This window comes from Kitasatospora sp. NPDC001225 (assembly GCF_053597855.1).
Map to the genome: position 1 here is coordinate 44,714 of NZ_JBSFJC010000012.1, position 14,392 is coordinate 59,105.

General features: G+C 76.5%; 12 protein-coding genes. 5 read left to right on the forward strand and 7 right to left on the reverse strand.

Annotation, left to right across the window (positions count from 1 at the left end; genetic code table 11):
- Positions 1-3: 3 nt before the first annotated feature.
- From ACWDCZ_RS06415 to ACWDCZ_RS06425, 3 genes are all read right to left on the reverse strand, one after another.
- Complete coding sequence (locus ACWDCZ_RS06415; protein WP_074000833.1) at positions 4-1,275, reverse strand: hypothetical protein; 1,272 nt, start codon at positions 1,273-1,275, stop codon at positions 4-6.
- A gap of 126 nt (positions 1,276-1,401) precedes the next feature.
- Positions 1,402-2,055, reverse strand: coding sequence for a class I SAM-dependent methyltransferase (locus ACWDCZ_RS06420; protein WP_117487499.1), 654 nt, complete (start codon positions 2,053-2,055; stop codon positions 1,402-1,404).
- A gap of 121 nt (positions 2,056-2,176) precedes the next feature.
- The gene (locus ACWDCZ_RS06425) at positions 2,177-3,562 is read right to left on the reverse strand and encodes a M48 family metalloprotease (RefSeq protein ID WP_449815367.1); all 1,386 of its coding nucleotides are present in this window, start codon (positions 3,560-3,562) and stop codon (positions 2,177-2,179) included.
- Positions 3,563-3,723: 161 nt separating this feature from the next.
- On the opposite strand from ACWDCZ_RS06425, the gene ACWDCZ_RS06430 reads away from it, so the two are divergent.
- On the forward strand, positions 3,724-4,806 hold the full coding sequence (locus tag ACWDCZ_RS06430) for an alcohol dehydrogenase catalytic domain-containing protein (protein ID WP_449815368.1): 1,083 nt from the start codon (positions 3,724-3,726) through the stop codon (positions 4,804-4,806).
- A gap of 165 nt (positions 4,807-4,971) precedes the next feature.
- On the opposite strand, the gene ACWDCZ_RS06435 is transcribed toward ACWDCZ_RS06430, so the two are convergent.
- Together ACWDCZ_RS06435 and ACWDCZ_RS06440 are read right to left on the reverse strand one after the other, a co-directional pair.
- A complete protein-coding gene (locus ACWDCZ_RS06435) occupies positions 4,972-5,145 on the reverse strand; it encodes a hypothetical protein (RefSeq protein ID WP_158077660.1) in 174 nt (57 codons plus the stop codon).
- A 617-nt stretch (positions 5,146-5,762) separates the two neighbouring features.
- Positions 5,763-7,748, reverse strand: a complete 1,986-nt coding sequence (locus tag ACWDCZ_RS06440) for an alpha/beta hydrolase family protein (RefSeq protein ID WP_449815369.1) — start codon at positions 7,746-7,748, stop codon at positions 5,763-5,765.
- Between the two features lie 1,029 nt (positions 7,749-8,777).
- Here ACWDCZ_RS06440 and ACWDCZ_RS06445 point away from each other — a divergent pair.
- Genes ACWDCZ_RS06445 through ACWDCZ_RS06455 form a run of 3 tightly spaced genes read left to right on the forward strand, consistent with a single transcriptional unit; the run spans position 8,778 to position 11,525 of the window.
- Complete coding sequence (locus ACWDCZ_RS06445) at positions 8,778-9,614, forward strand: Nif3-like dinuclear metal center hexameric protein (RefSeq protein ID WP_049659175.1); 837 nt, start codon at positions 8,778-8,780, stop codon at positions 9,612-9,614.
- A gap of 23 nt (positions 9,615-9,637) precedes the next feature.
- Complete coding sequence (locus tag ACWDCZ_RS06450) at positions 9,638-10,381, forward strand: zinc ribbon domain-containing protein (protein ID WP_049659174.1); 744 nt, start codon at positions 9,638-9,640, stop codon at positions 10,379-10,381.
- Positions 10,382-10,385: 4 nt separating this feature from the next.
- Positions 10,386-11,525: a bifunctional RNase H/acid phosphatase gene (locus ACWDCZ_RS06455; RefSeq protein ID WP_416873402.1), complete on the forward strand. Its 1,140-nt coding sequence runs from the start codon at positions 10,386-10,388 to the stop codon at positions 11,523-11,525.
- A gap of 21 nt (positions 11,526-11,546) precedes the next feature.
- On the opposite strand, the gene yaaA is transcribed toward ACWDCZ_RS06455, so the two are convergent.
- Both yaaA and ACWDCZ_RS06465 read right to left on the reverse strand, forming a co-directional pair.
- Entirely contained in the window at positions 11,547-12,332 is a 786-nt protein-coding gene (yaaA, locus tag ACWDCZ_RS06460; RefSeq protein ID WP_049659172.1) for a peroxide stress protein YaaA, read from the reverse strand.
- Between the two features lie 10 nt (positions 12,333-12,342).
- Complete coding sequence (locus ACWDCZ_RS06465) at positions 12,343-12,792, reverse strand: DUF3995 domain-containing protein (RefSeq protein ID WP_079271747.1); 450 nt, start codon at positions 12,790-12,792, stop codon at positions 12,343-12,345.
- A gap of 111 nt (positions 12,793-12,903) precedes the next feature.
- On the opposite strand from ACWDCZ_RS06465, the gene ACWDCZ_RS06470 reads away from it, so the two are divergent.
- Positions 12,904-14,355, forward strand: coding sequence for an RNB domain-containing ribonuclease (locus ACWDCZ_RS06470; protein ID WP_449815370.1), 1,452 nt, complete (start codon positions 12,904-12,906; stop codon positions 14,353-14,355).
- Positions 14,356-14,392: the final 37 nt, after the last annotated feature.

The window sequence follows — 14,392 nt, forward strand, 5'->3', positions numbered from 1 at the left end:
CGGTCAGATCCTGTCCTGGGTGCGCGGAGTCAGGCCGTAGCTCTTCGCGATCGCGTTCCACTTCGTCATGAAGTCCGTCTTCGCCTGCGTGGCCTGCGGGTTGAGCTCGTCCGCGTGCTTCTTGTCGGCGGTGGCCGGGGCCCGGCCGGTGCAGCCCTGGGCGGCCACGGCGCGCGCCCAGCTCGCGTACGCCTTGTCTATGTCGGCGGACAACTGCCAGGCGGACTTCAGGGAGTTCACCGCGTCCGCGCCGCCCGGCACGTCCGTGACGCTCAGTTGGGAGAGCTTGGCCAGCAGGGCGGTCCGCTGGCTCGCGCCGTTGTCGAAGTCCTGCGCGGCGCTCTCGATGTCGGCCTTCGGCGGGCAGCTGGTCACCTTGGCGACGGCGCTGCCGATCGGGGCCTTGGCGCTCTCGCCCTCGCTGAGCAGGCCGTCCAGCGCCTGGGCCTGCGCCTTGGCGCCCGGACCGGGAGCGGTCGAGCTCGGCGACGGCGTACCGGCGGGCGAGCCGGACGCGCTCGCGGCGGCGCTCGGCGCACCGTCCGCACCCGTGGGCGCGGTCGCGGGCGGCGGGTTCTCCGCGCCGGTCGCCGGGGCCGAGGCCGGGGCGGGCGCGGCCTGGCCGTCCTTGTCGCCGCCGCCCCGCAGGGCGAACAGCAGGCCGCCGCCGACCGCCAGCACCAGGAGCAGCGCGAAGCCGATCAGCAGCGGGGCCCTGCGGTTGGTCGGCCGGTCCTCATCGTCCCCGTGGGCGGTCCCGGTCGGGTAGTCGGGCTGCGCGCCGTAGGGGAGCGGGGTGCCGTACGGGGGCTGGGCGCCGTACGGGGACTGCGGCGGGGCGGCGGGCGGCTGCAGGAGGTAGTCGTAGCCGGGGGTCTGCCGCGTCTCCTGCTGCGGGGCGTGGGACGGCGGACCCGCGTGGGAGGGGAACGGCGCGGACGCCGGCGGGGCGGCCGGGGGCGGCGGGGCGGCGCCGGGGAACAGCCGGGCGGTCGGCGGGTCGTAGCCGGGCGAGGCGGCCAGGTACGGGCGGGCGCCCAGCGGCGGGCCCTGGTCGCCGACGGCGCCGGGCGAGGGCGGCGGGGCCATCGGACCGGGCTGGGCGGCGGACTGCGGAGCCGTGGACTGCGGGGCTGCGGGAGGCTGGGGGGTGGCGGGCGCCTCGGGGACGGGCTGCGCGTCGGCCGGGCGCTGCGGGCCGCGCACCCAGCCGCCGGCGCCGCCGCGCGCGGTCGGGTCCCAGACCGCCGGAGCGCTGTTCTGCTGGTCCGTCATGTCGCTGCTGGCCCCCACCGTCCGCCGATGCTCTGCCTGGTGCTGCGCGGCCACCGTACCGTTCGAACCCCTGCCCGGCAGCCCCGGCACGACGTTAGAGCATCGGCGCGGGGCCCCGGGAGCGAACTACCGCGCGGAGCGGCGCAGGACGCGCAGGGAGCCGGTCACCGAGACCTCCTCGAAGCCCTCGGCCAGCGCCCGCAGGTACACCCGGTACGGGGCCTGGCCGCCGTCCGCCGGGTCGGGGAACACGTCGTGCACCACCAGCAGGCCCTCCGGCGCCAGGTGCGGCACCCAGCCCTCGTAGTCGCCGGTCGCGTGCTCGTCGGTGTGCCCGCCGTCGATGAACACCAGGCCCAGCGGGCGCCCCCACAGCGCGGCGATCCGCGGCGAGCGGCCGACCAGCGCCACCACGTGCTCCTCCAGACCGGCGGCGTGCAGGGCGCGGCGGAACCGCGGCAGGGTGTCCATCAGCCCGACCTCGGGGTCGACCAGGGTCGGGTCGTGGTACTCCCAGCCGGGCTGCTGCTCCTCCGAGCCGCGGTGGTGGTCGACGGTCAGCGCGACCGTCCCCGCCTCCCGGGCCGCCGCCGCGAGCAGGATCGCCGAGCGGCCGCAGTAGGTGCCGATCTCCAGCACCGGCAGCCCGGTGCTCCGGGCCGCCTCCACCGCCGCCGCGTACAGCGCGAGCCCCTCGTCCACCGGCATGAACCCGGTGGCCTCCTCGAACGCCGCCAGCACCTCGGGTGCCGGCTCGGCGCTCAGCAGCAGGTCGGACATGCGGTGCTCCTCGGGGGGTCGGGACGCGGGCGGACGTGCACGGACCCTACTCGACGGTAGCGGTAGCGGCGCCGCCGGGGCGGCCGGCGCCGACCGGTGCCGTGCGTCGATCGGGCCGCGGTCAGCCCGCGAGCAGGTCGGCGGCGATCCGGGCGCGGTGCGGGGCCAGCTCGGCGGCGATCGCCCCGACCTCGGCGGGGGTGGCGGTGACGGCGGCCGGCCGGGCCTCGGCGCGCTCGACCAGGGCGATCCGCAGGTGGGTCGGAGGGTGGGTGGAGTCCACGGCGGCGTGGTCACGGGCGCTGAGCCGTAGCAGGCGCTCGTGCTCGGTGGCGGGGACGGAGCCGAGGTGCTCGCGCAGCCGCTCCCAGAGCAGTTCCGGGGCGGGCGGCTTCGGCCGCTCGGACTGTTCGGGCTGTTCGGGCCGCTCCGGGCCCCGGCCGCGGCCGCGGCGGACCGTCCGGGGGCGCCGGCGCTCCTCGGCGCGGATCCGGCCCACGGCGGTGCACACCGGGCCGAACAGCAGGAGCGTCGCGAGCATCCCGCCGGCCGCCTCGCTGCCGCCGACCCGGACGGCGAGGGCGTCCGCGCGGTACTCGGCCTGCTGCCCGGCGCGGGAGGTGAGCCGGTCGAACAGGTAGAGGCCCTGGAGCAGCAGCCAGGCGACAGCCCGCAGGACGACCGCGCCGACCAGCGCGCCGATCCGGATCAGCAGCGAGAGCTCGTCGCCGTGCGCGCGGCCCGGCCGGTCGGGCCGGACCATGCCGTACCAGGCCGCGAGCGCCGAGACCGCGCTGTGCAGCCAGAGCGAGCGGCGGTGGTCGCCGTTGACGTGGTGGCCGAACTCGTGGCCGAGCAGGGCGATCCGCTGCCGGTCGTCCAGCACCTCCCAGAACGGCAGGCCCAGTTCGAGGACGGGACGGCGGCGCAGCCCGACCAGCCCGTAGGAGGCGTTGAACTCGTCGGTGACCCGGATGACGGCCACCGGCGCGGCACCCAGCTCGGCGGCCACCCGGTCCGCCAGCCCGTACAGGGCCGGGGCCGAGGCGCGGTCGAGGACGTTCTGGTCGCGCGGCACCCGGCCGAGCCGGGGGCGCAGCGCGACCGCGACCACCAGCGCCACCACGCCCGCGCAGCGCTGCACCGTGCTCCCGGTGACGAGCAGCCAGACCGCCAGGCAGAGCAGGCCGACGGTGACCAGGTGGACCAGGCCGGCGGCGGCGGAGGCCAGCAGCCAGTCGCGGCGGGCGGTCGGGGAGTCGCCGCCGGCGGCCTGCTCCTCGAACAGCCGGTCGGTGCGGTCGGCCGCCGCCCGCTCGCGCCGGGTGGGCGCGGGAGCGCCGTCCTGACCGGGGGACAGGTTCCAGTCGCAGGCCGGGCACCAGGCGGTGAAGCGCGGGTCGGCGGTCAGCGCGGCGGCGCAGCGGGGGCAGGACGCGCCGTGGGCGGACTGCTCGGGGGAGGCCTGCGAGGGCGGAGGCGGGGACGTCGGAAGGGGTGTCGACACGGTGGTGATCATGGCGTGTCGCGGTGGTGGAAGGACAGTGAATTCGTACAGTTCCGCCGGCCGGTTGTTGTGGAACGCGTTCTAGTCGCGTCGCGCCGCCCGTGCCAGAATCGGCCCGACCGCCGATCCGAGGAACACCAGGCACCCCGGGAGCAGCACCCATGCGCGCAGCCGTCCTGCACAAGACCGGCCAGGAGACCCTCGACGTTCGCGAGGACGTGACGGCCGTGGGCTTCGGGCCGGGCACCGTACGGGTCCGGATGCGCGCCGCCAGCCTCTGCCACTCGGACCTCTCCGCGATGAGCGGCGTCCTGCCGCAGCCCGCGCCGTTCGTCCCCGGGCACGAGGGCGCCGGGGACGTGCTGGAGGTCGGCGAGGGCGTCACCGGCCTCGCCGCCGGCGACCGCGTGGTGCTCTGCTGGATGGCCCCCTGCGGCCGCTGCGACCACTGCCGCCGGGACCGCGGCCACCTCTGCATCGCCAGCCTGCGCGGCCTCGGCGCCCCGGGCTTCCGGATCGCCGAGGGCGGGCTGAGCGCCTCCGGCTTCTACGGCACCGGGGCCTTCGCCGAGGAGGTCGTGGTCGCGGCGAACGCCGTCATCAAGGTGCCCGACGACCTCCCGTACGAGGCCGCCGCGCTGATCGGCTGCGGCGTGACCACGGGCATCGGCGCCGCGGTGAACACCGCCCGGGTCGAGCCCGGCGCCTCCGTCGCGGTGATCGGCGCGGGTGGGGTCGGCGTGGCCACCGTGCAGGGCGCCCGGGTCTGCGGCGCCGGCCGGATCACCGTCGTCGACCCGGTGGCCTCGCGCCGCGAGCGCGCCCTGGCGTTCGGCGCCACCGGGGCGATCGCCCCCGAGGAGTTGAAGGCGACGGCCAAGAAGCTGCCCGGCGGCGGCTTCGACTACGTCTTCGAGGCGGTCGGCCGCGCGGCCACCGTCCGGGCCGGCTACGAGGCCGCCCGGCGCGGCGGCGCGGTGGTCGTCATCGGCGCGGGCGCGCAGGACGACCTCGCGCAGTTCACCATGGGCGAGCTGTTCTTCAACGAGAAGCGCCTGCTGCCCTCGCTCTACGGCGGGGCGACGGTGGCGCGCACCATCGGGCTGGTCGTGGACCTCTGGCGGGCCGGGCGGATCGACCTCGACGGCATGGTCACCCACCGGGTGGGGCTCGCGGACGTCAACGAGGCGATCGCGCAGATGCGGAGCGGCGAGGCGCTGCGGACGGTCGTGGCGCTGGGCTGAGGGCGGGTCGCGGCCGGGGCGCTGCTCGGGGCTTCGCACGGAGACTTCGGGCGGAGGCTTCGCACGGAGACTTCGGGCGGGGGCATCGGGAAAGCCGAGGGCCCGCCGGGGGAGTCCGTGCCCTCCCGGCGGGCCCTCGTACGCGGTGCCCTGGTGGTGGTGCGGTCAGCCCAGCGCCCCGGCCGCGCGGTGGCGGCCGTGCGGGTCGGACTCCGGGCTGTCGTCGGCGGCGGAGCCACCGCGGTGGCGGCCGTGCGACGCGGTGTCCTTGGCCGTCTTCTCGTCGGCGTCGGTCCCGGTAACCGCGGGTCCGGTGGTGTCGGTGAGGGTGTCGGACATGAGAATCGTCTTTTCCGTGCGGAGGGTGCAGGTCATCGGCGCCCGGCCGGCGCCGGTGGCGCACGGTCTGGTCCCCGATCGGGCGCCCGGTGCGCGCCCGTAGCCGGTGATCGCGGCCCGTGCCCCGGTCACCATAACGGCCGGGACGGACGAGATCCTATCGAGATCATGACGCGAGTCCCGCGCTGGTCCCGGGCCCGGAACCGGGCCGGCGGCCGACCGGCTCGCGGTGGCGCGGGGACGATGCCCGGAGACCGCCGTGCCGGGCCGGCGGCCCGCGCCCGCCGTCCGGCGGCGGCAGCCGGGTCCGCCCGCGGTGCGGAACTGATGCGGCGCGCAACGATCATCGGCGATCATCAGTGTCCCCGTGTGCGCGGCGGAGGCCCGTTCGACCCGCTCCTCGGCGTCGGCGTCCGGACGACGGGCCGCCCGGTCCGGCAGCACGGCCGGGGCGGGGGACGGGCAGGTCCGTACCAAGGCCGACAAGTGGCGCCCACCTGCGGAGAGTTCACTCGGATCGCCTAGCGCGGCGTCGAGGCCGCCCGGGGCTGGCGTCTGGGCCTGGCGCCTGGGCTCGGTGCCCGAGCTTGGTGTCCGGGACAGCACCGGGCGGCGGGTCAGCCCGGGCGGCCGGTCCGCAGGAACGTGGCCAGCAGCTCGTGCAGGACGGCGGCGCCCTCGTCGGCGAGCACCTCGTGCCCGGAGCCGGCCGCCTCGACGTACCGGAAGTCCTCGCCCTCGACCCGGCCGATCCGCAGCAACTCGTGCCGCAGCGAGCGGGACTGGCTCACCGGTACGACCTCGTCCCGGTTGCCGTGCACCACCAGCAGCGGCGCGCTCAGCCGGTGCGCCAGTTGCAGCACGTCGCGCGGTCCGCGGGCGTCGGCGACCTGTTCGCCGCCGCCCAGCCGGGTGGTCAACGCCCGTACGGGCGGCGCCGCTTCGGCCAGCAGCCGGGCGCCGGACAGGAACGGCGCGACCACCGCGCAGCGGGCGACCTGCTCGGCCGGCGCGTGCGAGGCCGCCAGCAGTGCCAGGAAGGCGCCGTAGCTGACCCCGAAGAGGGCCGGCGGCTCCAGGCCGAGGGCGGCGCGCTGGCCCGCGATGCCGTCCAGCAGGTACAGGACGTCGTCCAGGTCGGGACCGCCCCAGGCGCCCCGGATGGCCAGCGCGTGCGCCACGCCGTAGCCGGTGGAGCCGCGCTGGTTCGGCGCCACCACCGCCAGGCCCTCGGTGGCCATCCGCTGCAGTGTCGGGTCGAACTCCAGCCGCCAGGCGTCCGCCGGGCCGCCGTGCAGCGCCAGCACCAGGTGCGGGCTGCTCAGCCAGGCGTCCCCGCCGTACACCACGGCCTCCAACGGGCCTGCCGGGCCAGCGAGTTCGAGGCTCTGCGCGGGATGCCAGCGGCCGCCGTCCCCGGGCGGGGTGCTGCCGTCGAGCCGCCAGCCGGGCGGCTCGGTCCGCACCGGGCGCACCCCGCCGGGCTGCCAGGGCAGGATGGTGTCCCGCCACGGCCCTGGCAACCCCGAGGCCAGCGGCGCGAGTTGGAGCGGGAGCGGCGTCGGGCCGGAGACGGGCGGGAGCGGTCCGTGCGTCAGCAGCGTGTCGACGTCGAGGGTGGCCAGCGCCGTCGGGTGGTCGGGCGAGGAGTACGGCACGCGCAGCCCCGCCTCGCCCCAGTGGCCGACCGCGCCGAGCCGCCCGGGCGGGACCGGCAGCGGGTCCAGCCGCCCGGCCGAGGGCCGCCACAGCGCGAGCGCCGACCCCGCGCCGTGGTCGATCTGCACCGCGACCCGGGGGCCGTCCGCCGCCACCCGCAGGGCGACCGGCCGCAGGAACATGCCCGCGACGTGCAGGCACTCGGGGAAGCGCAGCGGCTCCCCGGCGCCGAGGACGCCCCAGCCGAGCCGGTCGGTGCCGGGCGCGTCGCTGCGCACCATCGCGAACCGGCTGTCCGGGTCGAACAGCACCAGGCGGTCGTTGCTCTGCGGGCCGATCTCCAGCAGGGGGGAGGTGCGGCCGGCGCGCAGGTCGAGCACCACGCTGCGGACCAGGCCCGCGTTCACCCGGTCCAGCGCGAGCAGCGTGCCGGTACGGTCCAGCCAGGTGCCGCCGCCGTGCAACCCCGGGATCTCGGCGACCTGTTCGGGGTCGCTGCCGTCGGTGCGCACCAGCCAGGCGGTGGTCGCCGGGCGGGTGTCGCTGCCGAGCGCGACCGCCACCGGCGTCCGCGGGTCGGCGCCGGCCTGGGCGGGGAGCGGCAGGACCCGCAGGCCGGTCATCCGCAGCGAGCCCAACTGCTGTTCCAGGGCGCCGTTCCCGCCGTACGAGAGGCGGACCAGGTCGTGCCGCTCGCCGTCGTGCCGGCAGGTCAGCACCGAGCCGTCCGGCAGTGCGACCAGCTGTGAGCGCAGGCTCTCCGCGCGGTTGCCGGGCAGCGGCAGCGCGGTCGGCACGGCCGGTCCGCCGTCCTGCGGCAGCCGCCAACTCTCCACGTACCAGCCGCTGTCGGCGGAGGAGGCGAGGCAGGCGGCGTGGCTGCCGTCGGCGGCGAAGGTGAAGCTCAGCCGGCGCAGCGTCTGGGTCATGGTTCGGGTGGCCACGTTCATGCTCCGCTCACCCCGGTGGTGCTGGACGGGCCCGCCGGGTCGGAGGGGCCTGTGGTGCCGGACGGGTCCACGGCGCCGGGGCGGGCCGGGCCTCCGTCGTGCCGCGGCCGGGCAGCGACCCGGCCGCGGCACGGCGGAGGCCCGGCGATTCGTTCCTGCACCAGGACGGCGGAGTCCTCCTGGCCGATCGGACCGACGGCGGGCGGCACCGGCCCTCGCCCGGCGGGCCGGGCCGTGTGCCGGAAGCCGCCGACGGTGACCTCCCGGTCACCGCCGCCTCCCCGGCCTCCGGCACCGGCCGGTGCCGCCCGTGTCGCCTCCGGCCACGAACCCGCCGCACCCGGTCCGCGGTCCACCGATCCCCTGTCCCCGGCCGTACGCAGCGATGTGCCCGCCCCCATCCGCCACCACATCCCTTCGTCGCGGCCGCCGCCCCGGTGCCCACTGCTCGCGGCACCCGGGGGACGGCCCGGCCTGATCGGTTCTTCCGGAAGGGGCGGCGGTACCGCCCCGGTACGGGAGTGCCCACCCGGATCCCGTCCGGCCCGGCACGGCACCGCCCGACTCCTGGTCGTGGCCGCCGCCGGGGCAACTCCTGTTCGCAGAAGTGAAGTTACTTTCGAGCCAACCGAAGCCTCAACGCAGAGCCGGTCACTTCACTCGTAAGGGTGCAAAGGCCTGGTTTCGAACCCGTACGGGAACCCTGCTGTGAGTAACGGACGACCGGCGCGCGGCCGCGTACGGAGCGCGCGGGGCCCGTCGGGCGCCTCTCGTCGCAGATTGACGTGCACCCGTACGCCCCCAGCTCCCGTGTCCGAACGGCCGCGAGGCACCGGCCGACGCGGCCGCGACGCGTCGAGGACGGACCGACGACGGACCGACGACGGACCGAGGACGTACCGGCGGCGGACCGGCGGCGACCCGGCGCCGCGGGCGCGACGCGACCCGGCCGCGACCGTTCCCCCGGCGCCCGGCCGTACGGCCGAGGCCCGACCGCCCCCGCGCGCACGGTAGTCTCGACAGGTGCCGAAACTGTCCGACGTCATCACCGCGCTCGAAGAGGTCTACCCCCCGCAGTGGGCGGAGTCCTGGGACGCCGTCGGCCTGGTCTGCGGAGACCCTCAGACCGAGGTCAACCGCGTGCTCTTCGCCGTCGACCCCGTCCAGGCGGTCGTCGACGAGGCCGTGGAGTGGGGCGCCGACCTCGTGGTCACCCACCACCCCCTCTACCTGCGCGGCACCACCAGCGTCGCCGCGACCACCTTCAAGGGCCGGGTGGTGCACACGCTGATCACCAACGGCATCGCCCTGCACGTCGCCCACACCAACGCCGACCACGCCGACCCCGGCGTCTCGGACGCGCTCGCCGAGGCGGTGGGCCTGCGGGTGACCGGCCCGCTGGTGCCGGACCCGACCGACCCGCTGGGCCGCCGCGGCACCGGCCGGATCGGCCTGCTGGAGCCCCCGCTGACCCTCTCCGCCTTCGCCGCGCAGGTGGCGGCGGGCCTGCCCGCCACCGCCGCCGGCGTCCGCGTCTCCGGCGACCCGGACCGGCTGGTCAGCCGGGTCGCGGTGTGCGGCGGCTCGGGCGACAGCTTCCTCGCCGACGTCCGGTCGGCCGGCGTGGACGCCTACCTGACCGCCGACCTGCGTCACCACCCGGCCTCCGAGGCCGCGGAGGCGTCGCCCGTCGCGCTGCTCGACGCCGCCCACTGGGCCACCGAGTGGCCCTGGCTCACCCTGGCCGAGCGGGCCCTGCTGGCCGCCGCCGACAAGCGCGGCTGGGCCGTGGAGACCAAGGTCTCCCACCGGGTCACCGACCCGTGGACCGCGCACGCCCCCATGTCCTTCACCGCCTGACCCGATTCACAGGAGCTCTCCGCTTGAACGCCGCGCCCGCCGACCAGAACCGCCTGCTCGACCTCCAGGCCATCGACTCGAAGCTCGACCAGCTGGCCCACCGGCGCCGGAGCCTGCCCGAGCACGCCGAGATCGAGAAGGTCACCGCCGACCACACCGCGCTCAAGGACCTCGTCGTCGCCGCCGAGGCCCAGAAGGGCGACACCGCCCGCGAGCTGACCAAGGCCGAGCAGGACGTCGAGCAGGTCCGCTCCCGTGCCGCCCGCAACCAGCAGCGCCTGGACTCCGGCGCGATCACCTCGCCGAAGGACCTGGAGAACCTCCAGCACGAGATCGGCTCGCTCGCCAAGCGCCAGGGCGACCTGGAGGACGTCGTGCTGGAGATCATGGAGCGCCAGGAGAGCGCCAAGAGCCGGGTCGAGGAGCTGTCCGCCCGCCTGGAGCACTCCACCGTCGTCCTCACCGAGGCCGAGGGCCGCCGCGACGCCGCCTTCGCCGAGATCGACGGGGAGGCCGAGAAGGTCAAGCGCGACCGCGAGACCGTCGCCGCCGTCATCCCGGCCGACCTGCTGAAGGTCTACACCAAGCTGCGCGAGACCCAGGGCGGCGTCGGCGCGGCCCGCCTCTACCAGCGCCGCTGCGAGGGCTGCCGCACCGAGTTCTCGATCACCGAGCTGAACGCCATCAAGGCCGAGCCGGCCGACAAGGTCGTCCGCTGCGAGAACTGCTCGCGGATCCTGGTCCGCACCTCCGACTCGGGCGTCTGATCCGGTGGCGGCGCGCTTCATCGTCGAGGCCGACGGCGGGTCCCGGGGCAACCCGGGGCCGGCCGGCTACGGCGCGGTGGTCCGTGACGGGGACACCGGGCAGATCATCGCCGAAGCCGCCGAGTTCATCGGCCACGCCACCAACAACGTGGCCGAGTACAAGGGACTGATCGCCGGGCTCAAGGCCGCCCGCGACCTGGACCCGGACGCCTCGGTGGACGTCCGGATGGACTCCAAGCTGGTCGTCGAGCAGATGTCCGGGCGCTGGAAGATCAAGCACCCCGACATGCAGCCGCTCGCCGCCGAGGCGCGCACCGTCCTCCCGCGCGCCCGGGTCACGTACACCTGGATCCCGCGCGAGCGGAACAAGGACGCCGACCGGCTGGCCAACGAGGCGATGGACGCGGGCCGCGACGGCCGCCAGTGGGAGCCGAAGCCCAAGGCCGCGGCCGCGGCCGTCGACGAGCCGCCGCTGGAGACCGCCGCCCCCAAGGCCGGCTGGGCCGCCCCCGCCGACCTCGGCACCCCCACCACCTTCGTCCTGCTGCGCCACGGCGAGACCCCGCTCACCCCGGAGAAGCGTTTCTCCGGCAGCGGCGGCAGCGACCCGGAGCTCTCCGACAAGGGCCGCTGGCAGGCCGAGCGGGCCGCCGAGGCACTGGCCGCGCGCGGCAGCGTCCAGGCGGTCGTCGCCTCCCCGATGCTCCGCACCCGGCAGACCGCCGAGACCGTCGCCGCCCGGCTCGGCCTGGAGGTCCGGTACGAGGACGGGCTGCGCGAGGTCGACTTCGGCGCCTGGGAGGGCCTGACCTTCGCCGAGGTGCGGGAGCGCTACCCGGACGACCTGACCGCCTGGCTCGGTTCCGCCAAGGCCAAGCCGACCGGCAGCGGCGAGAGCTTCACCACGCTCACCCACCGGGCCGGCGTCGCCCGGGACAAGATCCTCGCCCGGTACGCGGGGAAGACCGTGCTGGTGGTCTCGCACGTCAGCCCGATCAAGACCCTGGTCCGGCTGGCGCTCGGCGCCCCGCCGGACTCGATGTACCGGATGGAGCTGTCCGCCGCCTCGATCTGCGCCGTCCAGTACTACGCGGACGGCAACGCCTCGGTGCGGCTGCTCAACGACACCTCGCACCTGCGCTAGGGCCCGTCGTCACCGGGGTGCTCAGTGCACCTCGGTGACCACCACGTCCAGCTGCCACGGCTTGCGCGCGGTGCCCTCCGCCGCCAGCTCGACGTGGTGGCCCAGCTCCAGCAGCGCGTCCATCAGCTCGCCGGGCGTCTTCGGCTCCGCCCCGGCCGCCAGCAGGTCCCGGACGATCCGCCCCTTGGTCGCCTTGTTGAAGTGGCTGACCACGCTGCGCTTGCCGTTCCGCTCCTGGAGCACCCGGACGGTCGCGGTCCGGGCGGCCACCTCGCCGGCCGGCTTCCAGGCCGCCGCGTACGCGGAACTGCGCAGGTCCAGCACCAGCCCGTCCGCGACCTCGGGGAGCACAGGGGCCATCGCGCTCCGCCAGTACGCCCCGAGCGCCCCCAGCTGCGGGAGCTTGACGCCCATCGAGCAGCGGTAGGACGGAATCCGGTCGGAGATCCGCACGGCGCCCCAGAGGCCGGAGAAGACCAGCAGCGAACGCTCCGCCCGGTCGTAAGCGGCGGCGTCCAGGGTGGCCAGGCCGAGGTTGTCGAACAGCACCCCGGTGTACACCTCGCCCGCCGGACGGGCACCCGCCGTCGGCAGCCCGGCGTTCTTGGCGACCTCGCCGCGCAGACCGGGGGAGAGGCCGAGCACCTCGGAGGCGGCGTCCTCGTCGCCCCGGCACAGGCCCACCAGCGCGTCCAGCACCGCGCCGCGCGCCGCCGTCAGCCCCGGCAGCGACAGCCGCTCCAGCGCCACCGGCCCGCCGTCCCCGGACCCGGCCTTGCCCTCCGAGGGCGGCAACAGCACCAGCACAGCGGACTCCTCAACAATCTGTGGCGGACGAACCCCGCAACCCTACTGCGGCCGCCCCGGCCCCCAGCGCCACACAGAGCGGTGAGTAGTACCGCACGTTCAGCCGCCGGAACCGCTCCGAACGCTCACTCACCCGGCCGAACACCACCGGCCCGGCCACCCCGCGCGCCAGCAGCACCCCCGCCACCACCCGCACCCCGGCCCGCCGCAGCCGCCGCGGACCCACCTGCGGCAGCACCCCGGCCTCCGCCCCCACCAGGTACGCCCCCGCCCCCAGCGCCCCCGCCACCGCCAGGCACGCGCCCACCGGCGGCACCCCCTCACCCTGCCCCACCACGACGTCCGCGAACTCCTCCGCCGACCCCAGCGGCCACGGCGTCACCGCCCACACCGCGTGCAGCGCCCCCGTCGCCCCCAGCACCGCAGCCACCACACCCCCGGCCACCTTCACCGCACCCATCGCCCAAACCCCCTTCGTGCACGGCCACTTGCCCCCACCGTACGAGTGCTTACGCCGCCCCCGGGCAGAGCCTGGCCCGGAACCGCCCGGCCCCGCTCTACCCTGGCGTGCATGCCTCGCCGAAAACTGCGCGTCAAGGCCGCCGACTCCGCCCGGATCAACACCGAGCTGACCGAGCTCCGCACCCGCCTGGAGGTCCACACCGAGTGGCCGCGGGCCGTGCTCGCCGAGGCGGAGGAGGCGGCCGAGCGCCCCCGGCTGCCGGAGTACGACGCCACCGACCTGCCGCTGTTCACGGTCGACCCGCCCGGCTCCCGCGACCTCGACCAGGCCGTGCACCTCGCCCACCGGCCCGGCGGCGGCTACCGGGTGCACTACGCGATCGCCGACGTCGCCGCCTTCGTCCACCCCGGCGGCGCGATCGACACCGAGGCCCGCCGCCGGGTCGAGACCCTCTACTTCCCCGACCACCGCGTCCCGCTGCACCCCACCCGGATCTCCGAGGACGCCGCCAGCCTGCTGCCCGGCGAGCCCCGCCCGGCCCTGCTCTGGCAACTGGACCTGGACGCCGACGGCGCCGTCGTCCTCGCCGACCTGCGCCGCGCCCTGGTCCGCTCGCACCGCCGACTGGACTACGCCGCGGTCGAGCGCGCGGTGGACCTCGGCGGCGCCGACGAGCAGCTCGCCCTGTTCGCGACCGTCGGACGGCTGCGCGAGGAGCAGGAGCGCGCCCGCGGCGGGATCAGCCTGCCGGTGCCCGAGCAGGAGGTCGAGGAGACCCTGCACGGCTACGTCCTCGGCTACCGCGCCCCCGGCCCCGCCGACGGCTGGAACGCCCAGATCTCCCTGCTCACCGGCATGGCCGCGGCCGACCTGATGCTCGACGCGGGCGTCGGCCTGCTGCGCACCCTGCCCGCCGCGCCCGCCACCGGGTACGAGCGGCTGCGCCGGATCGCCGCCGCCCTCGACGTGGACTGGCCGCAGGCCGTCCCGTACCCCGAGCTGATCCGCTCCCTCGACCCGGACGTCCCGCTCAACGCCGCCTTCCTCAACGCCTGTACGGGCCTGCTGCGCGGCGCCGGCTACCACGCCTTCGACGAGTCCCGCGGCCTGCCCGCCCCCGCCGAGCCGGACCACGCCGCGCTCGCCGCCCCGTACGCGCACTGCACCGCGCCGCTGCGCCGCCTCGGCGACCGCTTCGCCCAGGAGGTGTGCGCGGCGGTGGCGGCGGGCGAGGACGTGCCGGAGTGGGTGCGCGAGGCGCTGCCGGCCGTCCCGGCGCTGATGGCGGGCGGGGACCGCCGCGCCGCGGAGGTCGAACGGGCCTGCGTGGACCTGGTGGAGGCGGAGCTGCTCGCGGGCCGGGAGGGCGAGGACTTCGCCGCCGTGGTCATCGACGTGGACGAGCGGCGGCCCGGCTCCGGCACCGTCCAGCTGCGCGACCCGGCCGTCCGGGCCCGCTGCGACACGGCCGCGGACGGGCTGCCGCTCGGCCGGGTGATCGATGTCCGGCTGACGACGGCCGACCCGGCCACCCGGACCGTCCGCTTCACGGCGGTCTAGCGGGCCGCGTCCCCGTGCCACCTGGATTACGCCACCC